This is a genomic window from Vitreoscilla filiformis, assembly GCF_002222655.1.
Lineage (GTDB): Bacteria > Pseudomonadota > Gammaproteobacteria > Burkholderiales > Burkholderiaceae_C > Ideonella > Ideonella filiformis.
Map to the genome: position 1 here is coordinate 2439262 of NZ_CP022423.1, position 21118 is coordinate 2460379.

Annotated in this window: 23 protein-coding genes; 5 read left to right on the forward strand and 18 right to left on the reverse strand. The window is 65.0% G+C overall.

What is annotated here, in order from left to right; all coding sequences use genetic code 11:
• Nucleotides 1–110: 110 nt before the first annotated feature.
• The 4 genes from VITFI_RS18930 to queF all read right to left on the reverse strand — a co-directional run bounded on the left by VITFI_RS18930 (nt 111) and on the right by queF (nt 1480).
• Nucleotides 111–257, reverse strand: coding sequence for a BrnA antitoxin family protein (locus tag VITFI_RS18930; RefSeq protein WP_198301443.1), 147 nt, complete (start codon nt 255–257; stop codon nt 111–113).
• A complete protein-coding gene (locus tag VITFI_RS11535; RefSeq protein ID WP_198301444.1) occupies nt 202–471 on the reverse strand; it encodes a hypothetical protein in 270 nt (89 codons plus the stop codon). The genes VITFI_RS18930 and VITFI_RS11535 overlap by 56 nt, the downstream gene beginning before the upstream one ends.
• A gap of 11 nt (nt 472–482) precedes the next feature.
• The gene (locus tag VITFI_RS11540; protein WP_198301445.1) at nt 483–902 is read right to left on the reverse strand and encodes an SET domain-containing protein; all 420 of its coding nucleotides are present in this window, start codon (nt 900–902) and stop codon (nt 483–485) included.
• Nucleotides 903–1009: 107 nt separating this feature from the next.
• Nucleotides 1010–1480: a preQ(1) synthase gene (gene queF / locus VITFI_RS11545; protein WP_089418123.1), complete on the reverse strand. Its 471-nt coding sequence runs from the start codon at nt 1478–1480 to the stop codon at nt 1010–1012.
• 132 nt (nt 1481–1612) lie between these two features.
• Here queF and smc point away from each other — a divergent pair, with 132 nt between their 5' ends.
• Together smc and VITFI_RS11555 are read left to right on the forward strand one after the other, a co-directional pair.
• Nucleotides 1613–5140, forward strand: coding sequence for a chromosome segregation protein SMC (gene smc / locus VITFI_RS11550; protein WP_089417084.1), 3528 nt, complete (start codon nt 1613–1615; stop codon nt 5138–5140).
• Between the two features lie 28 nt (nt 5141–5168).
• Nucleotides 5169–6230 (forward strand): cell division protein ZipA C-terminal FtsZ-binding domain-containing protein, encoded by a 1062-nt coding sequence (locus VITFI_RS11555; RefSeq protein ID WP_089417085.1) that lies wholly within the window; start codon nt 5169–5171, stop codon nt 6228–6230.
• On the opposite strand, the gene VITFI_RS18235 is transcribed toward VITFI_RS11555, so the two are convergent.
• Nucleotides 6223–6969, reverse strand: coding sequence for a choice-of-anchor Y domain-containing protein (locus tag VITFI_RS18235; protein WP_198301446.1), 747 nt, complete (start codon nt 6967–6969; stop codon nt 6223–6225). The two genes, VITFI_RS11555 and VITFI_RS18235, sit on opposite strands and share 8 nt — an antisense overlap.
• Nucleotides 6970–7040: 71 nt before the next feature.
• On the opposite strand from VITFI_RS18235, the gene ligA reads away from it, so the two are divergent.
• The gene (ligA, locus tag VITFI_RS11565; protein ID WP_089417087.1) at nt 7041–9152 is read left to right on the forward strand and encodes an NAD-dependent DNA ligase LigA; all 2112 of its coding nucleotides are present in this window, start codon (nt 7041–7043) and stop codon (nt 9150–9152) included.
• On the opposite strand, the gene VITFI_RS11570 is transcribed toward ligA, so the two are convergent.
• From VITFI_RS11570 to tsaE, 4 genes are read right to left on the reverse strand one after another with little or no spacing between them, the layout of a single operon-like run.
• Entirely contained in the window at nt 9149–9949 is an 801-nt protein-coding gene (locus tag VITFI_RS11570; protein ID WP_089418124.1) for an SHOCT domain-containing protein, read from the reverse strand. The genes ligA and VITFI_RS11570 overlap by 4 nt on opposite strands.
• A 47-nt stretch (nt 9950–9996) precedes the next feature.
• Nucleotides 9997–10731, reverse strand: a complete 735-nt coding sequence (locus tag VITFI_RS11575; protein ID WP_157725667.1) for a hypothetical protein — start codon at nt 10729–10731, stop codon at nt 9997–9999.
• A gap of 33 nt (nt 10732–10764) precedes the next feature.
• The gene (locus VITFI_RS11580; protein ID WP_089417089.1) at nt 10765–12234 is read right to left on the reverse strand and encodes an N-acetylmuramoyl-L-alanine amidase; all 1470 of its coding nucleotides are present in this window, start codon (nt 12232–12234) and stop codon (nt 10765–10767) included.
• Nucleotides 12231–12725, reverse strand: a complete 495-nt coding sequence (gene tsaE / locus VITFI_RS11585) for a tRNA (adenosine(37)-N6)-threonylcarbamoyltransferase complex ATPase subunit type 1 TsaE (RefSeq protein ID WP_232476601.1) — start codon at nt 12723–12725, stop codon at nt 12231–12233. The genes VITFI_RS11580 and tsaE overlap by 4 nt, the downstream gene beginning before the upstream one ends.
• Between tsaE and queG the strand changes: the two genes are divergently transcribed.
• On the forward strand, nt 12717–13835 hold the full coding sequence (gene queG, locus VITFI_RS11590) for a tRNA epoxyqueuosine(34) reductase QueG (RefSeq protein WP_089417090.1): 1119 nt from the start codon (nt 12717–12719) through the stop codon (nt 13833–13835). The two genes, tsaE and queG, sit on opposite strands and share 9 nt — an antisense overlap.
• On the opposite strand, the gene VITFI_RS11595 is transcribed toward queG, so the two are convergent.
• From VITFI_RS11595 to VITFI_RS11620, 6 genes are all read right to left on the reverse strand, one after another.
• Complete coding sequence (locus VITFI_RS11595) at nt 13823–14731, reverse strand: AEC family transporter (RefSeq protein ID WP_089417091.1); 909 nt, start codon at nt 14729–14731, stop codon at nt 13823–13825. The two genes, queG and VITFI_RS11595, sit on opposite strands and share 13 nt — an antisense overlap.
• Nucleotides 14732–14840: 109 nt before the next feature.
• Nucleotides 14841–15485 carry a porin gene (locus VITFI_RS11600; protein WP_232476603.1) on the reverse strand — a complete coding sequence of 215 codons (645 nt, stop codon included), beginning with the start codon at nt 15483–15485 and terminating at the stop codon, nt 14841–14843.
• Nucleotides 15466–15801: a porin gene (locus tag VITFI_RS11605; protein ID WP_089417093.1), complete on the reverse strand. Its 336-nt coding sequence runs from the start codon at nt 15799–15801 to the stop codon at nt 15466–15468. The genes VITFI_RS11600 and VITFI_RS11605 overlap by 20 nt, the downstream gene beginning before the upstream one ends.
• Before the next feature lie 131 nt (nt 15802–15932).
• Nucleotides 15933–16685, reverse strand: a complete 753-nt coding sequence (locus tag VITFI_RS11610) for an amino acid ABC transporter permease (RefSeq protein WP_089417094.1) — start codon at nt 16683–16685, stop codon at nt 15933–15935.
• 18 nt (nt 16686–16703) lie between these two features.
• Nucleotides 16704–17561, reverse strand: a complete 858-nt coding sequence (locus VITFI_RS11615) for a basic amino acid ABC transporter substrate-binding protein (RefSeq protein ID WP_089417095.1) — start codon at nt 17559–17561, stop codon at nt 16704–16706.
• Nucleotides 17562–17627: 66 nt separating this feature from the next.
• Nucleotides 17628–18446, reverse strand: coding sequence for a ferritin-like domain-containing protein (locus VITFI_RS11620; RefSeq protein ID WP_089417096.1), 819 nt, complete (start codon nt 18444–18446; stop codon nt 17628–17630).
• 51 nt (nt 18447–18497) lie between these two features.
• On the opposite strand from VITFI_RS11620, the gene hslO reads away from it, so the two are divergent.
• Nucleotides 18498–19454, forward strand: a complete 957-nt coding sequence (gene hslO / locus VITFI_RS11625) for an Hsp33 family molecular chaperone HslO (RefSeq protein ID WP_089417097.1) — start codon at nt 18498–18500, stop codon at nt 19452–19454.
• Here the strand turns inward: hslO and VITFI_RS11630 are convergent.
• Genes VITFI_RS11630 through VITFI_RS11640 form a run of 3 tightly spaced genes read right to left on the reverse strand, consistent with a single transcriptional unit; the run spans nt 19437 to nt 21087 of the window.
• Nucleotides 19437–20162: an AAA family ATPase gene (locus tag VITFI_RS11630; RefSeq protein WP_089417098.1), complete on the reverse strand. Its 726-nt coding sequence runs from the start codon at nt 20160–20162 to the stop codon at nt 19437–19439. The genes hslO and VITFI_RS11630 overlap by 18 nt on opposite strands.
• Nucleotides 20155–20793 (reverse strand): nicotinamide riboside transporter PnuC, encoded by a 639-nt coding sequence (gene pnuC / locus VITFI_RS11635; RefSeq protein ID WP_089417099.1) that lies wholly within the window; start codon nt 20791–20793, stop codon nt 20155–20157. The genes VITFI_RS11630 and pnuC overlap by 8 nt, the downstream gene beginning before the upstream one ends.
• A 15-nt stretch (nt 20794–20808) precedes the next feature.
• Nucleotides 20809–21087: a septum formation initiator family protein gene (locus VITFI_RS11640; RefSeq protein WP_089417100.1), complete on the reverse strand. Its 279-nt coding sequence runs from the start codon at nt 21085–21087 to the stop codon at nt 20809–20811.
• Nucleotides 21088–21118: the final 31 nt, after the last annotated feature.

Genomic DNA, 21118 nt, shown 5'->3' on the forward strand with positions numbered 1-21118 from the left:
GACGTGCCGGCCCGCTCGCCCTACACGGCCGCCTCCGCTGGAACTTCTTCGGCGTTCGTGTGGCCCTGAAGCTCAAGCCCAGCCAGGGGGCGTGGCCCCAAGCCTGCGCTTCAAACAACGTGGGTCTTGACCCACTCACGCATCGCGTCGTTGACCCGGGTCTGCCAACCTTTGCCAGTGGCTTTGAGGGCTTCCAGCACATCAGCGTCGAAACGAATCGTTGTTGAGCGCTTGGCCGGTGTCTTCTGGGAGGGCACACACGCCAGCGCGGCTGTTCATGGCAACCAACTCAGCGTGAATCCCGGCTGGGAGAACCTCGGCAGAACGCTTGGCGTTCGCAAACCAAGCCGCATCCAACTCGTGCGCGTCAGGATCGGCGGCGATGGCCGCACAGATGGCGACATCCTCCTCGGCAGTCGGCAACTCGACCCGACGACCGCCCGGCAACGTCAACAATTTGGTGACCATCACGCCCCCATCCATCAAAGCCGCCCCACACACCCCACCGCCCCACACCGGCACGTCAGCCGCCCCTCATGGTGCGTTTCCCCATAATCCACGGTGATCTCCTCGCCCACCGCAATCTCGCGCAGCGCGTAAAACTCAATCCGCCCCTCGCGGATGCGCAACTGCCCATTCGGCTGGCAACTGTGGTTCGTGAAACGCATCGGATCGGTAGAGCGCGCCAAATCCACCGCCGTTTTGTGCGACACCTCCACGATCATGATGCGCTCCAGCGTCGCCGCCCGGCGCCGCGCTTCCGCAATCGAGATCGTCTCGCCGCGCACCTCGCCGATCTTGTGCCAACCCGGCACCGGCTCCAGCGCAAACACCCCGAACCCGTCGATCGGGCTGCGCCGCACCGCCACATCGTATTTTTGGTAAGGCGGACGTATGGCCAAACACCCCATCAGCAAAGCCTCCCGATCCGGCGCCGGCGGCCCACAAACAGGCTCGCACGCAGGCTCCGCGACGACCTCCGAAGAAAACGCACCCAGCCGAGGCAAGGTCACAGCCCCGTGGCGTGCGGCAGATGCGGCGCCGGCACCACCGCATCCCCCGCCCAACCGGGTTGGCGATGCTCGGCAATCACGTTCGTGTAAATGCCGCCGCGCACATACCAACGCGCCGTGATGCGCGCATAACGCGGGTTCGTCACCGAGACGATCTTGCTCAAAATGTCGTTCGTCACCTTCTCGTGGAACGCACCCTCGTTGCGGAAGCTCCACATGTACATCTTCAAACTCTTCAGCTCGACGCAGAGCTGATCCGCCACCATGTCAATGGTGAAGTGCGCAAAGTCCGGCTGGCCGGTGAGCGGGCAGTGGCAGGTGAATTCGGGGATTTGAAACTGGATGACGTAATCCCGCTCCGGCGCCGGATTCGGGAACACATACAGCTCCTTGCTCGGCGCGCTCGGCGGGTTGACCGGCACCGGGCGTTGTTGAGGGGCGGGAATCAGTTCGTCAGAGTGAGCCATGGCGTGCGGGAAGAAAACCAAGAAAAAAGACCGCGATGGTATCATCCCGCCGCCTTTGCGGCCAGATTGGCACGCGATTTCCCCTTGTAGATCAAAGACTTAAGATGCGCGCCCGCCCGGTCGCGCCACGCGATGCGGCTCAACCAGATCAAGCTTTCCGGCTTCAAGTCCTTTGCCGAACCAACGACGTTCCAACTGCCCGGCCAGCGCGTCGGCGTGGTCGGGCCGAACGGTTGCGGCAAGTCCAACATCATGGACGCGGTGCGTTGGGTGTTGGGCGAATCCAAAGCCAGCGAGCTGCGCGGCGAGTCCATGCAGGACGTGATTTTCAACGGCTCGGCCAACCGTAAACCCGCTGGCCGCTCCAGCGTGGAACTGGTGTTTTCCAATGAAGACGGCCGCGCCGGTGGCAGTTGGAGCCAATACGCCGAAATCGCCGTCAAGCGCGTGCTGACGCGGGACGGCACCTCCAGCTACTTCATCAACAACCAGCCGGTGCGCCGCCGCGATGTACACGATGTGTTCCTCGGCACCGGCTTGGGGCCACGCGCTTACGCCATCATCGGCCAGGGCACGATCACCCGCATCATCGATTCCAAACCGGAAGAGCTGCGCCTGTTTTTGGAAGAAGCCGCTGGCGTCTCCAAATACAAAGAGCGTCGCCGCGAAACCGAATTCCGCCTGCGGGACACGCGAGACAACCTCACCCGCGTGGACGACATCCTGCGCGAACTGGGTGCCAACTTGGAGAAGCTGGAGCGCCAAGCCGAAGTGGCCACGCGCTACAAGACTTTGCAAGAAGCCGGCACGCTCAAGCTGCACCAGCTCTGGTTTTTGAAACACCGGGACGCGGCCACCGAAGCCCAGCGCGTGCATCTGGCGATGCTGGAAGCCACCAACGCGCTGGAAGCCCGCACCGCCGAGCTGCGCCATTTGGAAGCCGCTTTGGAAGAGGTGCGCCAGGCGCACTACACCGCGTCGGACGGTTTGCACGAGCGCCAAGCGGATCTGGCCGCTGCCGCCGCTGAGGTCAGCCGCTTGGAGGAGCGCATTCGCCACGTTGTCGAGGGGCGCCAGCGCACCCAGGCGCGTTGGGCGGAGCTGCGTGCCCAGGCGGCGCAGTGGGCCGAACGCGCCGAGCAGGCCGAGGCCGAGCAAGAGGCGCTGGCCGAGCAGATCGCCTTGGCGCAGGAGCAGGCCGAAATCCTCGCTGCTCGCGCCGAAGAGCAGGCCGAAGACACGCCGCAGCACGAAGACGCCCTGCGCAGCGCCCAACAGCGGGCGGCGCAACAGCGCGGCCAAGTTGGCCAGGTGCAGCAGCAGTTGCAATTGCTCGCGGCGGAAAGCCGCCATCTGGACGAACAACATCGCAGCTTGCGCAGCCGGGTGGATCGGCTGAGCGCGGAACGCCGGGGGTTGGCGGCGCCGGATGCGGCGCGGCTGGACGCCCTGCGCGAGCAGCTCGCCCAAGTTCAAGCCCTGAGTGACGACGCCCAAGCCCGCCTGCACGCCTTGAGCGAGCAACTGCCCCAAGCCGAAGACCAGCGCCGCCACGCCCAGCAAGCCGCCAACGAGGCCACCGCCCGCCACACCGATTTGCACGCCCGCCTGGACGCCCTGCGCACGCTGCAAGACAAGGTGCAGCGCGGCGGCAAGCTGCAACCGTGGTTGGAGAAACACGGGTTGGCGGGGTTGGCGGGGATGTGGCAGCACGTCCACATCGAACCGGGTTGGGAAACGGCGCTGGAAGCGGCGTTGCGCGAGCGCTTGCACGCGCTGCCGGTGAGCCAGTTGGAGCGGCTGCAAGGGTTGGCGCTGGATGCGCCGCCGGCGAAGTTGGCGTTTTATGCGGTGGGGAGTGCCCCCTCTCCCCAACCCCTCTCCCGCGAGGGGAGAGGGGCTTCAGAGACGTTGGTGGACTTGTTGCGGGTGCGCGATCCGGCGCTGCGCTCGGTGTTGGCGGATTGGCTGGCCGGTGTGGCCGTGGCCGATTCGCTGGCGCAGGCGCTGGCGCAGCGGGATCGTTTGACGCCGGGCGGCTGTTTCATCACCCGCGAGGGGCACAGCGTCAGTGCGCACGCCATCGGGTTTTATGCGCCGGATTCAGAGCAAGCCGGGTTGCTCGCCCGTCAGCACGAGATTGAAAACTTGGAGCGTGCCAGCCGCGCCCAAGCCCTGCTCGCGGAGGACGCCCGCACCGCCCTGGCCCGCGCCGAGCACGCGCTGGCCGACGTTCAGCAGCAATTGGTCCAAGCGCGGCGCGAGGCCACGCAAATGCAGCAAACGGCGCATCAGGTGCAGGTGCAGTGGTTGCAGCTCTCACAACAGGCCGAGGCGGCGCGCAGCCGGCATCGCCAATTGGATGACGAGCTGGCCGACCTGAACGCCCAACTCGACGATGTGGCCGAACGTCGCGCCACCGGCGAAGCGCGGTTCGAGGAACTCGATCTGGCCTTGGCCGAAGCGCAGGAGCGTTTCACCGCGCTGGAAGATGCGGTGATCGCCGCCGAACGGCGTTTGAGCAGCGCCCGCGAGCACCAGCGCGTGGCCGAACGTCAGGCGCAGGAAGCGCAGTTTCAGGCGCGCACGTTGGCTTCCCGCCGAGGCGAGTTGGAACGCGGCATCACCACCGCACGCCAACAGCAGCGCGAGGCCGAACAGGCGCAGCAGCGCACACAAGCCGAACTCGCCCACTTTGATGACGATGCTGCGCAAGCCGGGCTGCACGAAGCGCTGGCGCTGCGGGTGGCGCGGGAAGCAGCCCTGTCCGCCGCCCGGGCTGCGTACGACGACCTCAGCCACCGCCTGCGCCAAGGCGACGAGCAGCGCCAAACGCTGGAACGCGCCATGGCCCCGCTGCGCGACGCCATCACCCGGTTGCAGCTCGAAAGCCAAGCCGCCGAGCTGGGGGGGGCGCAGTATCTGGAACAGTTGCAGGGGGCGGGCGTCGATCTGGCGGCGCTGGGGCAGTTGATCGAGCTGAACGGCGTCAAACTCTGGGGCTTGCAAGGTGAGATCGACCGCATCAACCGCGAAATGAACGCCCTCGGTGCCGTCAACTTGGCGGCCTTGGAAGAACTCAGCGCCACCCGCGAGCGCAAAACCTTTCTGGACGCCCAAAACGCCGATCTCACCCAGGCCATGCAAACCCTGGAAGACGCGATCCACAAAATCGACCTGGAAACCCGCGAGCTGCTGCAAGGCACGTTCAACCAAGTGAACGACGGCTTTGGCCGCATGTTCCCCAGCTTGTTCGGCGGCGGTAACGCCAAACTGGTGATGACGGGGGAGGACATCCTCGAATCCGGCGTGCAAGTCATGGCGCAGCCGCCGGGTAAGAAAAACGCCACCATCCATTTGCTGTCCGGCGGGGAGAAGGCGCTCACGGCCATCGCCCTGGTGTTTGCGATTTTCTTGCTGAACCCCGCGCCATTCTGTCTGCTGGACGAAGTGGACGCGCCGCTGGACGACGCCAACACCGAGCGTTATGCCAAGCTTGTGACGCAGATGTCCGAAAGCACGCAGTTCCTGTTCATCTCACACAACAAAATTGCGATGGAAATGGCCGAACAGTTGATCGGCGTGACCATGCAGGAGCAAGGTGTGTCGCGTATCGTCGCGGTGGACATGCAGGCGGCCGTGGGCATGCTCGCCGCCTGAGGCCCGCCACAGACCACGGAAAGCGGTGATGACTCTGACGATTGGCTTGATCCTGGTGGCCCTGCTGCTGCTGGCGTTGATGGGGCTGCACGTGCTGTGGACGACGTACCGCGCCCGTCAAGCCCGCCGCCGCGCCGATGCGGACGCCGCTGCCGCCGCCGCAGCGGCGACGACCTTGCAGGGTGAGGTCGATCCGGCCAGCTTGGGGGGCGTGCAGGCGTCGGTGCTGTGGAAAAGCGAACCGCCCCGGCCACAGCCGCTGCGCCGCGCGCCGCGCATCGATGCACTCATCGATGCCATCGCCACCCTCACGCCGGAATCACCGGTGAGTGGCGATCTGATCTTGCAGCATCTCAGTTTGGTGCGGCGGGCGGGCAACAAACCGCTGTACGTCGAGGGTTACCACGCCCAAACCGACGCCTGGGAGGTGCCCAGCGCTGGCCGGCGTTACACCGAGGTGCAGGTGGCGGTGCAACTGGCCAACCGCCACGGGCCGCTCAACGAAATCGATTTTGCGGAATTCACCCAAAAAGCCGAAAGTTTGGGCGAGGCGCTGCGCGCCTTGGTCGATCTGCCGGACATGATCGAGGCCGTGAACCGCGCCCGCGAGCTGGACGCGTTTTGTTCCCACAACGATGTGAAGCTGGTGGTGTACTTGTGCCCGGCGGTCGGCTCATGGTCGCTGGAGACGGTGCAAGCCTGTGCGCAACGCCACGGTTTTGTGCCGAGCACGATCGCGGGGCGCATGGTGTTGATGTCCATGGAGGAGGATGCGCCGCCCGTGCTGGTGTTGAGTTTCGACGCGCAGGCCGCGCTGGCAGACGATCCCGGCGAAGCGGTGTTGCAGCACATCGCCCTGAGTTTGGACGTGCCGCAATCCCCGCCCGAGGCGGAGCCGTTTGCGACGTGGTACTTGTGCGCCCGTCGCTTGGCCGAGGATTTGGGCGCCAAGGTGCTGGACGACCAAGGCGACCCGCTGGGCTTGCAGGCGTTTGAAAGCATTGGCGCGACCCTGCAAACCCTGTATCTGGAACTGGCGCGCCACGAACTGGCCGCCGGCAGTGCGGCGGCCCGGCGTTTGTTCAGTTGAGGCGGCGGCGGCGGGCGCCCAACAAACCCAGCGCCCCGAGCCACAGGGCCAACGTGGCAGGTTCAGGCACCGAAGAGACGGTGCCACCGCTGCCCGTCGTCAAACCGATGGCGCCGATCTTCACGCTGCCTTGGGCCGAGGAGGTGTTGTCACCCATGTAGATGAAATTGGTCTGGGTGTAGACGCTGCCGAAGCTGCTGTAGTCGCGCATCGCACCGGTCAGCAGCGTGGTGGCGCCGCTGCTCAGGCTGTAAAACCCGTCTTGCAACGTCAGGCTGTAGTTGCGCAACAAGGTGGTGTTGAAGCTGGCACTCTCAGCGTGCAAAAAATCCGCACCCGATTGGGCCCAAATCTGGGTCGCCCAGAAACCCAGCTCAATGCCGCGATGTTCACTGTCCAACAAGATGACAGAAAAGCCGGCGCGGTTGGCGTTGGCGTGGCTTTCGCTGACGGTTTGGAAGCTGAAGTTCAGCGTCGTGCCGGTGTCACTGTCGATGGTTTGATCGGTGCGGGCGATGCCGCTCTTCAACGAGTTCGACCCGGTGGAACTGAGGTTGAACAACCCGTTCTGGACTTGGGCGGTGCCCAAAAAATCCACCATCACCCAGTCTTGCTGCGAGGGCAGGGTTTGGGTGCTGGGGTCGTACAGCACATCGGCGTGCGCCACACTGGCTCCGAGGGCCAGGGCACCGATCGCCAACCAGCGACGGCAAGAAGATGAGAAAGCAGGTGCGTTCATGATGTGTGACCAGGGTTGGTGAAATTGCTGTTGTGCGCTCATCCTAATTCGGCTCACTACACTGCCTGTTTATGCCCCCTTCCGACATTCAACTTGATTTGTTCGTCTCCGCCCCGGCGGCGGCCCCCGAACCCACTCCGCCAGCCGCTCAGGCAGCGGCGTTGCGCGAGCGTTTGCACCATCTGGCGCACGCCTACCATGTGCAAGACGCCCCCGAAGTGCCCGATGCGGAATACGACCGCCTGTTCCAGCAACTCCAAGCCCTGGAGGCCGAGCACCCAGCGCTGCGCACGCCAGATTCGCCCACCCAGCGCGTGCTGGGCGCCGTGCTGGAGGGCTTCACGCCGGTGCGTCATGCGGTGCCCATGCTGTCGATTCGCACTGAAACGGACACCACGGCCCAAGGCGCCCACGAGTTCGATGCCCGCGTGCGCCGCGAACTCAAACTCACCGAGAACGATGCGCCGATCGACTACAGCGCCGAACTCAAATTCGATGGGCTGGCGATCAACCTGCGTTACGAAGCCGGGGTGCTGGTGCAAGCGGCCACACGCGGCGACGGGGAAACCGGCGAGGACGTGACGCACAACATCCGCACCATCGGCCAAATTCCGCTGCGTCTTCTGGGTTGCACGGCGCCGGTGTTGGAGGTGCGCGGCGAGGTGTACATGCGCCGCGATGACTTTGAAGCGCTGAACGCACGCCAACGGGCGCTGAACGAAAAAACCTTCGTCAACCCGCGCAACGCGGCGGCAGGCGCGGTGCGCCAGTTGGATTCGAGCATCGCCGCCCAGCGGCCGTTGAGTTTTTTCGCCTATGGTCTGGGCGAGGTGCAAGGCTGGGACATTCCCGCCACGCACAGCGCTTTGTTGGACGCTTTGGCCGCCCTGGGCCTGCCCGTGTGTGCCGAACGGGCGGTGCTGGAAAGCGCCGACGGCCTGGCCACCTTCCATGCCCGCATCGGTGCCCGCCGCGACACGCTGCCGTTTGACATCGACGGCGTGGTCTACAAAGTGAACGACCGGGCGTTGCAGGAGCGCTTGGGTTTTGTCACCCGCGAACCGCGCTGGGCGGTGGCGCACAAATACCCCGCCCAGGAGCAGATGACGCGCTTGCTGGGCATCGACATCCAAGTGGGCCGCACCGGCAAACTCACGCCGGTGGCCAAGCTGGAACCGGTGTTCGTGGGCGGCACCACCGTGAGCAACGCCACGCTGCACAACGAGGACGAAACGCGGCGCAAGGATGTGCGTGTGGGCGATGTGGTGATCGTGCGGCGCGCCGGCGACGTCATCCCCGAAGTGGTGGGCGTGGTGTTGGCCGATCGCCCCGCCGATGTGGGGGAACCTTTCGATCTCTACAAGCGCTTGAGCGGCCAGTGCCCCGTGTGTGCCAGCCCGATTGAACGCGAAGAAGGCGAGGTGGATTGGCGCTGCACCGGCGGCCTAACCTGCCCGGCGCAGCGCAAACAAGCCCTGTTGCACTTCGCCAGCCGCCGCATGATGGACATCGAAGGCTTGGGCGACAAACTGGTGGATCAGTTGGTGGACGGCCAGATCGTGCGCAGCTTGCCCGATCTGTACAAACTCGGTTTCACCAGTTTGGCGGCGCTGGAGCGCATGGGCGACAAAAGCGCCACCAACCTGCTGGCGGCGATTGAAAAGAGCAAACACACCACGCTGGGGCGGTTTTTGTTCAGCTTGGGCATCCGCCATGTGGGCGAAAGCACCGCCAAGGACTTGGCGCGCCATTTCGGCACCCTAGAGCGGCTGATGGACGCCCGCGTGGAAGAACTGCTGGAGGTGCCGGACGTGGGCCCGGTGGTGGCCAACAGCCTGCGCCATTTTTTCGATCAGCCCATCCACAGAGAAGTGGTGGAGCAACTGCGCGCTGCGGGTGTGTGTTGGCCGGATGAAATCGGGCTGGCGTCCGATGCGCCGCGCCCGCTGTTGGGCAAAACGCTGGTGCTCACCGGCACCCTGCCCAGCTTGAGCCGCGATGAAGCCAAAGCGATGATCGAAGCGGCGGGCGGCAAGGTGAGTGGTTCGGTGTCCAAGAAAACCCACTACGTCGTGGCCGGCAGTGAAGCGGGCAGCAAGCTGGACAAAGCCCAGAGCCTGGGCGTGCCGGTGTTGGACGAAGCCGGCTTGCGGGCTTTGCTCGCCGGGGCTGAAGGGGCTTAAAGCCGACTCAGCAGTTCCGTTTTCTTGGTGCTGAACTCCGCGTCGCTCAAGATGCCCTTGGCATGCAGCGCGGCCAGGCGCTCAATGGCGCCAAACACATCCAGCTCCGAATGGCTGGCACCCGCCCAGGGCGCGGGCGCTGGGGCGATGGGCGGAGCGATGGGGGCAGCGCTCCAGGTGTTGACGGGCGGCGGCGGGGCTTGCACCACGGGCGCCATCGGTGCTTGGGGCGGGATGCCATTGGAGGACACCACGGGCAAACTCGTCACATCCATTTGCCCATATTGGCTGGAAAAGGTCAGCGTGCTGCCCACCGATTGCTGTTGCGAAAAGCCCCCGATTTGGTGATCCAGGGTGTCATACACCGTCACGGTGCCGTTCACCTCGATCACCAGGCGCCTGGCCTGGGCGAAGTAGGCATAGCGCACATGGTTTTGCGCGCCCGTGCTGTTGGGGTAACGCAGATCGGCAGGCCACCAATCTCCACCAGAGCCCATCGAGCCCCCGGCGGGCGCCAGGGGGGTGAGTTCTGGCTGGTTGGCCAGCAAGTTGGACAACTCCGAACAAAGGCTGTCCACACGGCCCTTGAGGTAGTTGTTGAACATGTCCGACACCATGGTCATGCCACCACGCATCCACTGCCCCGCACCAGAGAACTCGGGGTGGTTGAACTGCGCCATGCTGCCATTGCCATTGCGCACGGCTTCCAGCATGCTCAGGGTGGCCTCCACGCTGAAGCCGTGGCGCTGAGCGACGTCGTTGATGAGCTGTTGACCGGCGGCGGGGAGTGAAAGCATGGCTGTGCCTTGGTAAGAGGAGCGGCACATTCTGCCGGACATGGGCCTCAGCGCGGGCTGAGCGTCAACGTCGCGTTCAGCAGCACCAAGGTGGAGCCGGCTTCATAACCCGAGTCTTGGCCCAGGCCCCACCACACGCGGCCTTGCGCGTCGGTGGTGACGGTGATGGGTGTGGTGGTGCGCAAGGTTTTGCGTTCGGTGGTGCCGTATTGGCAATCGGTGGCGCTGTTGGCGATGTGGCCCAGCATCTGGCCTTCGGTGCCGGATTGGGCTTGGTTGCCCTTGTCGATCGACAGCACCCATTCGCCATCATCTTGGCGCACCGTCTGCGGTTCGCTGCCGCTCACCGTGGTCTTAACGTAGACCGACTCGCCCGGCGAGCCTCCCACGCCCAAACATCCCTGCGGCACGCTGGCCGCCAGGGTCACACTGACTTCGGCCTGGTACACGCTGGAAGGCGCCAGCCCCGTGACTGGACGCTTGATGTAAGCGTACATGTCATCGCTGTGGTTGGTGCCGCTGATGGCCACGGCCCGTTGTTGGATGGGCGCTGGCAACGTGTCCGTCAAGCTCAGCGTGACGTTGCTGGGCTCAGTGCCATCGGTGTAATCCGAATACCCCAGCGTCCAAGCCGGCGGAATGTGATCAAACGTCACCGCCACGGTGACGGGCTCGGTGCCGATATCGTCCGCACCGCCGCAAGCGCTCAGGCCAGCCATCGCCGGCAGCACCGCGCCGCTGGCCCCCGCCACTCGACGCATCTGTGAAAAAACAGTTGACATAAAACCCCCTCGGTTGCTTCGAAACCCCCACCCTCAAGCCGTGCGACGCCTCGACGCCGGCTTCTTCGCAAAATAACGATCAATGCCCTTCATGATGGCCTCGACCAGTTTGCGCTGATAGGCCGGCGAGTTGAGTTTGCGTTCCTCCTCGGGGTTGGAGATGAACGCGGTCTCCACCAAGATGGACGGCACATCCGGCGCCTTGAGCACCGCAAAACTGGCTTGCTCGACTTGGTTTTTGTGCAAGCGCCCGACCGTGCCCAGTGAATCCAGCACTTCGCGGCCAATCGTCATGCTGTCGCGGATTTGGGCGGTGGTGCTCATGTCCAACATGACGCGCAACACCCCCGCATCCCGCGAGGCTGTGTTGACCCCGCCGATCAAATCCGAGGTGTTTTCCTTTTGTGCCATCCACCGCGCCGCGCTGCTGGAAGCCCCCGAAGTGCTCAACACAAACACACTGGCCCCACGCGCCTCTGGCCGGGTGAAAGCATCGGCGTGGATCGAAATGAACAAGTCGGCCCGCACCCGGCGCGCCTTGATGACACGCTCATGCAACGGCACGAAAAAATCCGCGTCCCGCGTCATCATGGCGCGCATGTTGGGGCGGGCGTTGATGCGTTTGCGCAGTTGTTGGGCGATGTCCAGCACCACGTCTTTTTCCCGCAACCCGGACGGGCCCACCGCACCCGGATCCTCACCCCCGTGCCCCGGATCGATCGCCACCACAAACAGTTGTTTGAAGCTGCCCCGCCCGCCCACGCTGGGACGATTCACGGGCCGGCTGTCCGGCGGCACACGCGGGCGCGGACGGGTCGGATCGGGCGACCACCCCTGGTAAGTCGGATCGATGCGCAACAAGAACTGCTCGATCTCGTCCGAATCCGGATCGATCATCTCCGGCACCCCCGACGCAGCTTCAGAAGCCCCAGGGATCGCCGCCGCTGCGGCGGCAGCGGCTTCCGGCTCCAGCGCTTGGGCGAAGGCGTACAGCTCGGCACGGCGGGTGAGGTCATCGTCGTTGGCCAGCTCGACGGCTTTTTCGCGGATCATGGCCTGGATGGGTGTGGTTTCCTGCTGGGGATACAGGTCAAACACCAGCCGGTGTTTGTAAGGCCCCGCCGGCGCCAGCGCGAACTGCTCGGGCTTGATGCCCTGCTTGAGATCGACCACCAAGCGCACCACGTCCGCCTGAAACTGCCCCACCCGGATGGCCGCGATGTACGGATCGCCCGGTTTGACCTTGCCCACCAACTCCCGCAACTCGGGCGTGAGCTGGTGCCCGGTGAAGTCCACCACCAAGCGATCGGGGCCGGTGGTCACGAAGTGAGTGGCTTTGAGGGGGGTGTCCGACTCCACCGTCATCCGGGTGTAGTCGCTGGCGGGCCACACCCGCACCCCGATGACGCTGGCGCCATAGGCCAGTTCCGCTGGGCCGAGGGTCAAGGCCACCCAGCCCAGGGAGGCATGGGTGAAGTGGGTCAGGGCATGTCGTCGCTTCATGGCAGTGTCAGCAGGCGTTGGCCGATCGGGCTGTGGGCGCACAGGTGCAGCTCACGGGTGTCATCGGGTTGCAAGGTGATGTGCAAGCTCACATCAGGCGGTGGCAGCCAAGGGTGGGCTTTGTCGGCCCATTCACTCAGGCACAGCCCGGGCTGGGCGAACACATCGCGGAATCCCGCATCTTCCCACTCACGCGGGTCGGTGAAACGGTAGAAATCAAAATGAGCGATGTCGAGTGGCTGCCCGCTGGGGCCTGTCACCCGGTAGGGCTCCATGACCGTGTAGGTGGGGCTCTTGATGCGCCCCCTCACCCCCAGCGCCCGCAGCAAGTGACGCACGAAGGTGGTTTTGCCGGCGCCCAGTGGGCCGTGGAGTTCGAGGCGAGCGTGGACGATGTCGGGCTGGGCCGCCAAGGTCTGGGCGAAGTGGGCACAAGCGGCCTCGTCGGGCCAGTGCAGGCGGCGGGTTTCTAAAATCGGCGGATGGTTCAAGATCAAGAGGCCACGCGGGCCGAGCAGGTCATCGGGCAGCAGGTCGTTTCGGCTTTGTTGCAGCGCGCCAAAGCGCTTGGATTCTCCCAGATCGGCATTGCCGACGTGTCCCTGGAGAGCGCCGAACCCGGCCTGCTCGCCTGGCTCGAAGCGGGCTTTCACGGCAGCATGGCTTACATGGCCCAGCACGGCCTCAAGCGGGCCCGGCCCGCAGAATTGCTGCCCGGCACAGTGCGTGTCATCACCGCCCGCATGGACTACCTGCCCGAGCGCCCCGGCACCGACTGGCGGGTGCTCGAACACACCCGGCTGGCTCAACCCGCCCAAGCGGCCCTCAGCGTCTACGCCCGGGGGCGGGACTATCACAAAGTGCTGCGCCAGCGTCTCCAACGTTTGGCCGATGGGCTGGCGGACGATCTGGGCGCCCTGCCCCATTGGCAAGCGCGTGTGTTCACCGACTCGGCCCCCGTGCTGGAAGTCGAACTGGCCAGCCGCAGCGGGTTGGGATGGCGCGGCAAACACACCTTGACGGTGTCCCGAGAGGCGGGTTCGCTGTTTTTTCTGGGGGAGATTTTCGTCAACGTGCCGTTGCCGGTGACGCCGCCCGTGTCGGCACACTGTGGCGCTTGCACGGCCTGCCTCACGGCGTGCCCGACCGGGGCCATCGTTGCGCCTTACCGGCTGGATGCGCGGCGCTGCATTTCTTACTTGACGATCGAACACGCGGGGCCCATCGATGTCCACCTGCGCCCGCTGCTGGGCAACCGCATTTATGGCTGCGACGACTGCCAGTTGGTGTGCCCCTGGAACAAGTTTGCCCGCACCACGCCCCTGCCCGACTTCGCCCCCCGCCCCGCCCTGGACGGCCCCCCGTTGCTGACGCTGTGGGCTTGGGACGAACCCCAGTTCTTACGCCAAACCGAGGGCAGCCCGATTCGCCGCATCGGCTACGGGCGTTGGCGACGCAATTTGGCCATTGCTTTGGGCAACGCGCTGGCGGCGGGAGATGCGGCGTCGGACACGATCCGCCACGCGCTGTGGGCCGCCCGCTCCAGCGCTGACGACTTGGTGGGCGAGCACATCGACTGGGCCTTGGCTCAAGCCGTCTGAAGCTGCTGCAACAAGGCCAAGGCCAGCGGGGCGCTGAACATGCCCAGCAGCGTGGACACACTCACCAATCCGGCCACGAACGCGCCGTGCCCGCCCATGCGCGTGGCCAGCACGTAGGCGCTGGAAGCGGTGGGCAGGGCGGCAAACGCCACCACCACCGCTTGCTGCCCGGGTGGCAGACCCACGGCGTCCACCAGCACGATGGCGAACAGCGGCAGCACGGCATGGCGAATGCCCAACAAGGCGGCGGCCATGCCGGGGGCTTCTTTGAGCGCGCCCATGCGCAACCCGGCCCCGACGGCCATCAGCCCCATGGGCAAGGACGCGCCACCCACCCGCGACAACGTGGTGATCAGCACCTCCGGCACACTCAACCCACTGAGGTTGACGAGCAGCCCGGTGACGGTGCCCACGATCAGCGGGTTGCGCACCAACTCCCGCCCCAGATGCTGCCCCGAGCGCCGTGCCAAGGGCCAAACGGCGGCCACGTTGCACAGCGGCACACACAGGGCGATCAACAAAGCGATCGACGCCACGGCTTGCACCCCGCCGATGCGCTCGGCCAGCGCCAACCCGACGTAAGAATTGAAGCGAAAGGCCGTCTGCGCACCAGAAGCGTGCAGATGTGCATCCAAATGAGGCCAAAAGCGCAGCGCATGCGCCAAAGCGATGCCACACACCACCACGGCCAAACCGCACCCGGCAAATGTCAGGGTCTCGCCCAAGGCCAAGGGCTGGCGCACGATGGCCACGAACAGCAAACACGGAAACAGCAGGTGGTACACCAGGCGCTCCACGCCATCCCAGATCGGTCGATCCAGCGGGGTGTGGCGACACAGCCAATAGCCCAACACGATGAGCAAAAAATCGGGCAGGAGCAGCAACAGGTGGGTCATGTCCAGAACATGCACGCCATGGAAAAACAAAACCCGGTTCGCGGAGCGAACCGGGTTGGTGCGGTCGGTTCAGCGCCGGCCAGGGTCAGGCCGACGCACGGAAAACCGATCAGAAGGTGTAGATCACGCCCAGCGCGTAAGCGGTGCGGCTGGTGTCGTCAGCGTACTTGGCGCGGCCCAGATTCAAGTAGACGATGGTGTTCTTCAGCACTTCGCGGTTGATGAACAGCTCGGCGGCCTTGGTTTCGGTGGTGGTGTTCTTGCCGTAGTTCACGCCCACGGTGAAGCCAGCGATCGGAGCGGACACGCCCACGCCGAAGCCGTTGCCAATGCCACCCTTGTTGACATCGCCACCGTTGGTGCCGGACACCATGACCTTGGCGACGCCAAAGTCGTAGCTGGCGGCCAGCGCGCCGAAGCCTTCGGTGCCGTCGGTGCGAGCAGATTCGCCGGTGGCAGCCACGGTCAGGCCACCCAGGGTGTAGGTCACGCCCAGGGACAGCACGTCCTTGCCGTTGGTGGTGCCGTCTTCGTCACCAGCCGGCTTGAAGCCAGCTTGCACCTTCAGGCCGCTGAAGTCCGGCGAGATGTATTGCAGCGAACGCGATTGGCGACCCGGGTTGTACGGAGCCACGCCAGCGGCCACGAAAGCCGAAGCAGCGTTGGCGGCGCCGTTGGCGTCGAAACCGATCATGGTTTGGAAGGCCACGGAGTCTTGGCGACCCAGGCGCACTTCACCGAAGCCACCGGACACGCCAGCCCAAGCTTGGCGACCGAAGAACGGCGAGCCGATGTCGCCATCGCTGGTGATGCCTGATGCCGTTCGATTCCAGGCGGAAGTTGGCCTTCAGACCGCTGCCGATGTCCGTGCTGCCCTTCAGGCCGAAGCGCGAGGTGGAGTTGCCTTGCGAGCTGCCGTCATCGCCGCCCGAGTGGAAGTCCGCCTTTTGGTCGCCCACATAGCCGTTCTTGCCGTAGCTCAGGTCGATCAAGCCATACAAGGCCAGCTCAGCGTGAGCGGCGCCAGCCAGCGACAACAACAGGGCTGCGGGAATCAGTGCTTTTTTCATGAAATGCCTTTTGAGACAGGGTTAAGACAAGATGCGCCAGTCTAGGCTTCGACATGCGCCATTGGCTTGCGATAGGGCGCTGGCGTTGCCATCAAGCAACACAGGAGCGGCAAGCAACAGGCGTGCCATCCTTAACGGCCACGCAAATGAGCCGGTGCTTCCAAGCGTTTGGCCAGGGTGGACAGCAGCAGCGTCAGTACCAAATACAGCGCCGAAATGGCAAGGTACGGTTCCCAGTAGCGCGAATAAGCCCCCGCCACGGTGCGCGCTGCCAGTGCCAGCTCGGCCAGCCCGATGGCCGACACCAAAGACGAATCCTTGATGAGCGTGACGCCCTCGTTCACCAAAGCCGGCACCATGCGGCGGAAGGCCTGCGGCAACACCACGTAGCGCATGGCTTGGCTGTGGGTCAACCCGAGGCTCCAAGCGGCTTGGGTTTGCGCACGGTGGATGCTCTGGATGCCGGCACGGAAAATCTCCGAGATGTAGGCGCCCGCATTCAGCGACAACGCCAACGCCCCAGAGAAAAACGCGCCGTGGTTTTGGCGGAATTCGCGCGCTGCTTCGCCGCTCAGCAACAGGCCGTGATCCGGCTGAATGAGCGCCGGCATGACGGCGAAATGCACCAGCAGAATCTGCACGAACAGTGGCGTGCCCCGGAAAAAACCGACGTACACCGCCGTCAGCCCCCGCGCCAAGCGCAGCGCGCCCTCGATCAGCGGTGAGCCCGATTTGGGGGCATCTGCGGAACTGCTCACCAGCCCCAACAACGCCCCCAACAGCAGCCCCACCGTCACCGCCACGCCCGTGAGCTTGATGGTGTTCCACAGCCCTTCGGCGAACAGCGGCCCGTAGCCCGCAAGAATGTCCCAGCGCAACTCCACGTTCGTGCTCCGTCTGGATTACTTCGAAGCGGCCGAGGCCGGTGCCGCTGCGGCAGCCGGTTCGGTGCCGAAGGTCTTCTTATACAGCGCGGCGTAGCTGCCATCGGCCTTGATCTCGGCCAGGCCCTTGTTGATCAGGGCCAACAGTTCGGCGTTGCCCTTCTTCACGGCAATGCCGTATTGCTCGGGCGTGAAGCTGGCATCGGCCACGGTCTTGAACTGGGCCGACGGGTTGTTGGCAACGTAGTGGATCACCACGCCGTTGTCCGCCACGACGGCGTCCACGCCGCCGGCTTCCAGCTCCTTGAGCGCCAGCGGGGTGGATTCAAAGCGCTTGATGGTGGTCGCGGTTTTGCCTTGCAGCTTGCTCACCACTTCGTCGCCCGTGGTGCCGGTTTGCACGCCGACTTTGAGTTTCTTCAGGTCGTCAAACTTGGTGATCTTGGCGCCGTCTTTGATGGCGATGAGCTGCACCGCGTCAAAGTATGGATCCGAAAAATCCATCGTTTGTTTGCGCTCGTCGGTGATGGTGATGGAGGAGATCAGCAAGTCGCGGTCGCCCTGGGCCAGCGAGTTGAAGATGCCTTCCCACGGCGTGTTAACGAATTTGACCTCGAAGCCGGCTTTCTTGGCCACAGCCGTCAGCAGCTCCATCGAGAAGCCGACGATTTCGCCCTTCTCGTTTTGGAATTCAAACGGTGCGTAAGCCGCATCGGTGCCGACCGTGTAGGTTTTGACCACCGGTGCGGGCGGGGCCGATGCCGCCGCCGACGCGGCACTCGGCGCCGGCTCTTGCTTGCCGCAAGCGGCGAGCACAACGCCAGCCACCAAGGCGGTGGCAACCTTCAGAAAACGACGGGTGTGAAGTTGAGCCATGGAAGTCCCTCTCGAAAAGCCGCGCTGGTGGGTGAAATGACGGCGCGGCAACGCCAATGATCGGTCTCAGCGGGCTTGGAGCGCCGTCAATTCGGCCTCAGAAAAACCCGCAGCCCGCCGCGCCGGCAGGTTGAACGGCCCACGCAACAATGGGGCCTGATGCCGTTGCGCCAGTTCGGGGTAGTGCGTCACGGGGTCGATGCCCTCGCGCTCGCACAGCCAATGGAACCAGCGGTTGCCGATGGCAACATGGCCGACTTCATCGCGCAAGATCACGTCGAGGATGGCGACGGCTGCCGTGTCCCCGACTTGGCGCAGTTTGGTTTGGATGGGCGGCGTGGCGTCCAGGCCGCGAGCTTCCAGGGTGCGCGGCACCAAGGCCATGCGTGCCAGCACGCTGTGGGCGGTGCGTTCGGTCATGATCCACAGGCCGTTGTGGGCGTCAAAATCGCCGTAGGCGTGGCCCAGGGTGGCGAGGTGGTCGCGCAGCAGCGTGAAATGCAGGGCTTCCTCACCGGCGACTTGCAGCCAGTCGAGGTAAAACGGTGCCGGCATGTCGGGGAAACGCCAGACCGCATCCAGCGCCAGGTTGATGGCGTTGAACTCAATGTGGCAGATGGCGTGCAGCAGCGCGGCCCGCCCTTCCACACTCACCGGCGAACGCTGCGGCAGTTTGGACGGATGCACCAAACGCGGACGCGCCGGGCGCCCTGGCAAATCGGCTGGGGTGGGCAGGGTGAGCGCGGGGTTGAGCGTCACATCGGGAGAGGCATCGGGGGTGCGTTGCCAAGCGCGGGCGGCGGCCAACAGGTGGGTGGCGGCCTCGGCCTTGCGATCCGGGTCGGATTCACGCAAGACCTCCAAAGCACGGGTTCTCAGTTCCATCCGTAGAATTATCGCCCCCCTCCACCTCCGGGCCCTGCCCCGCTGACGCCGATGAGCGAACTCCACAAATTCCTGTTCGAAGGTTTGCCCGTGCGCGGCATGCTGGTGCGCCTGACCGACGCTTGGCAAGAACTGCTGCGCCGCCGAGCCACAGTGGGCGGTTTTGCCCCGCCGGTGCGCGACTTGGTGGGCGAAATGGCCGCCGCCGCAACGTTGTTGCAAGCCAACATCAAGTTCAACGGTTCGGTGGTGTTGCAGATCATGGGCGATGGGCCGGTCAAACTGGCCGTGGCCGAATGCCGTCCGGATTTGAGCTTTCGCGCCACCGCCAAAATCGTGGGCAACGTGCCCGCCGGCGCCGAATTGCGTGCTTTGCTGAACGTGCATGGCCAGGGGCGCTGTGCCATCACCTTGGATCCGCAAGACCGTCTGCCGGGCCAGCAACCTTACCAAGGTGTGGTGCCGCTGCAAAACGCCCAGGGTGCGACGTTGCCTTCACTGGCGCAGGTGCTGGAGCAGTACATGCGCCAATCTGAACAATTGGAAACGCGCCTGGTGCTGGCGGCCAATGAACACATGGCGGCGGGCTTGTTGATTCAACGTCTGCCCATCGAAGGTGAAGCCAACCTGGGCGGGCAGCCTGGAGAAACGACAGCCGAAGCGTTGGCCGAAGGTTTCAACCGCATCGCCCATTTGGCGGCCTCGCTGAAGCAGGAGGAACTGCTGACGCTGGACGCCGACACGCTGTTGCGCCGCTTGTTTTGGGAAGAGGACGTGCGCCGCTTCGAGCCGCTGCACCCACGTTTTGCCTGTACTTGCTCGCGTGGGCGCGTGGCGGCGATGCTGCACAACCTGGGGCGCGAGGAGGCCGATTCGATCATCGCCGAGCAAGGGCGCATCGAAATTGGCTGCGACCATTGCGGCGCACACTACCACTTCGACGCGGTGGATGTGGGCGAGTTGTTCGGCGCCCTGCCCGGCCAAGCCGGTTCAGCCGCGCTGCATTGAGGCCACCGCGCCGCCGGCTTGGCGCTGTTGCCAGGCGGCGTGCTCGCAGGCCGGATCGTCGCAATCGGAACACAGGGCGCGCCAGCGGGGTTGGGCGGCTTCTTGGGCGCTTAGGCGGCTGAACAACCCACTCGCCCGGGCCGGCCAGCGTTGGCGCAGCAGGGGCGACAGGGCATCCAACGCCGCGTCGGTGCGCACCTCACCCTGCCCGGCAACGACAGCAAACGGCAACCCCGCTCCGATGAGGCCCTCGCGCAGCAGGGCATCGACGGGGGCGCGCACCTGCGGCCCGTCGCGCAAAAAACCATCGGCCTGCCAGGGCAGGTCGAGCGCCATCAGCAAATGAAAATCCACCTGCTGGCGCTGCCAGGCCAGGGCTTCGGCATCGAGGGCGCGGCTGGCGAAGATGTGGCGGTGGTAAACCGCCGTCATCAGCGGCGTCGTGTCGGCCAGCACCAGTGCAGCCGATTGGGCGGCTTCGGCGATGCGTTGTGCTTGGGTGTGGGCGATGTGGGCTTGATCGCTTTCACGCGGCAGGCGCTGGTGATGGTCGCACCACTCGCGCAGGTATTCGGGCACGATGTGGCACGCCAGCCCCGTGAGCGCCGTCAAGCGCGGGGCCAGGGCTTGGGTGAGGCAACTTTTGCCGGTGCTTTCGGCGCCGAGCACGGCGATCACCAGCCCACGGGTGGGGGCGGTGTCAGGCATGGGCTTGCCCTTCCAGCCGCCGCCAAGTGCGCCAACCCAGAACGGACAGCCCGGCAAACACGGCATACAACAGCACGGTCAGCCACAAGCCTTTCCAAGCGAACAGGCCGACACTCACCAGGTTCACGCCCAGCCACACGGGCCAGTTTTCGATCAGCTTGCGCCCGAGCAGCACTTGGCCGGTAACGCTGGCGACGGTGGGCAGGGCGTCGAGCCAAGGGACGTCGCTGTCGGTGGTGTGGGTGAGCAAGAGGGCGAGCAGCGGCCAGGCGGCCAGGGTGGCCAGGGCGAGGCCCTGGGCTTGGCGCGGGCGCAGGCGATGCACAACCAGCAGTTGGCCATCGGCCTGCCGGGCGGCGATCCATTGCCACCAGCCCCACAGTGAAATGGCGACGAAGAACAGTTGCAAGCTGGCTTCGCCATAGAGTTTGTAACTGGCGAACAGCAAAGCGTAGAGCAGCGAACTGGCGATGGCCAGCGGCCAGCCCAGGGGGTGAACGCGCAGGTTGCACGCCACCATCGCCAGGGAGAGGGCACAGGCGACGATTTCCAGCGTCGTCACCGGGCTGCCCCACAGGGTGAAGGCCGGCGCGAGCAGCGGGGCGCTGACACGAAGCAAGGCATCGATCATGCGGGCGGTGGGCGGTCAGTGGGGGGGCGTGGTGTACTGCACCAGCACTTCGCCGGGGCGCAACATGCTGCGCTGTTGGCGGGCCCACTCTTCGATCATTTCGGTGCCGTCGGCCAGATCGTTGAGTTCGGCGGTGAGTTGTTCGTTGCGCAAGCGGGCTTGTTCGTTGACGGCTTGCTGGGCTTGCAGGTCTTGGCGCAGTTGGGCGGTGTAGCGCACGCCGCTTTCGTCGAGCCAGATTTCGAAGTTGATCCTCAGCAGGGCTGCGGCGAGGAGGACGGTCAGCAATCGCATGGGGGCGGATTGTGCCGCAGCCCTGGGCGCG

Bases quoted from the DNA above. Each gene is read 5' to 3' on its own strand.
- VITFI_RS11615 (WP_089417095.1), bottom strand. From the start codon at position 17,561: ATGGCTCAACTTCACACCCGTCGTTTTCTGAAGGTTGCCACCGCCTTG.
- VITFI_RS11620 (WP_089417096.1), bottom strand. From the start codon at position 18,446: ATGGAACTGAGAACCCGTGCTTTGGAGGTCTTGCGTGAATCCGACCCG.
- VITFI_RS11630 (WP_089417098.1), bottom strand. From the start codon at position 20,162: ATGCCTGACACCGCCCCCACCCGTGGGCTGGTGATCGCCGTGCTCGGC.
- VITFI_RS11570 (WP_089418124.1), bottom strand. From the start codon at position 9,949: ATGCTTTCACTCCCCGCCGCCGGTCAACAGCTCATCAACGACGTCGCT.
- VITFI_RS11580 (WP_089417089.1), bottom strand. From the start codon at position 12,234: ATGAAGCGACGACATGCCCTGACCCACTTCACCCATGCCTCCCTGGGC.
- pnuC (WP_089417099.1), bottom strand. From the start codon at position 20,793: ATGATCGATGCCTTGCTTCGTGTCAGCGCCCCGCTGCTCGCGCCGGCC.
- hslO (WP_089417097.1), top strand. From the start codon at position 18,498: ATGAGCGAACTCCACAAATTCCTGTTCGAAGGTTTGCCCGTGCGCGGC.
- smc (WP_089417084.1), top strand. From the start codon at position 1,613: ATGCGGCTCAACCAGATCAAGCTTTCCGGCTTCAAGTCCTTTGCCGAA.
- VITFI_RS11575 (WP_157725667.1), bottom strand. From the start codon at position 10,731: ATGTCAACTGTTTTTTCACAGATGCGTCGAGTGGCGGGGGCCAGCGGC.
- VITFI_RS18235 (WP_198301446.1), bottom strand. From the start codon at position 6,969: ATGAACGCACCTGCTTTCTCATCTTCTTGCCGTCGCTGGTTGGCGATC.
- VITFI_RS11640 (WP_089417100.1), bottom strand. From the start codon at position 21,087: ATGCGATTGCTGACCGTCCTCCTCGCCGCAGCCCTGCTGAGGATCAAC.
- VITFI_RS11605 (WP_089417093.1), bottom strand. From the start codon at position 15,801: ATGAAAAAAGCACTGATTCCCGCAGCCCTGTTGTTGTCGCTGGCTGGC.
- VITFI_RS11555 (WP_089417085.1), top strand. From the start codon at position 5,169: ATGACTCTGACGATTGGCTTGATCCTGGTGGCCCTGCTGCTGCTGGCG.
- ligA (WP_089417087.1), top strand. From the start codon at position 7,041: ATGCCCCCTTCCGACATTCAACTTGATTTGTTCGTCTCCGCCCCGGCG.
- queG (WP_089417090.1), top strand. From the start codon at position 12,717: ATGGTTCAAGATCAAGAGGCCACGCGGGCCGAGCAGGTCATCGGGCAG.
- queF (WP_089418123.1), bottom strand. From the start codon at position 1,480: ATGGCTCACTCTGACGAACTGATTCCCGCCCCTCAACAACGCCCGGTG.
- VITFI_RS11595 (WP_089417091.1), bottom strand. From the start codon at position 14,731: ATGACCCACCTGTTGCTGCTCCTGCCCGATTTTTTGCTCATCGTGTTG.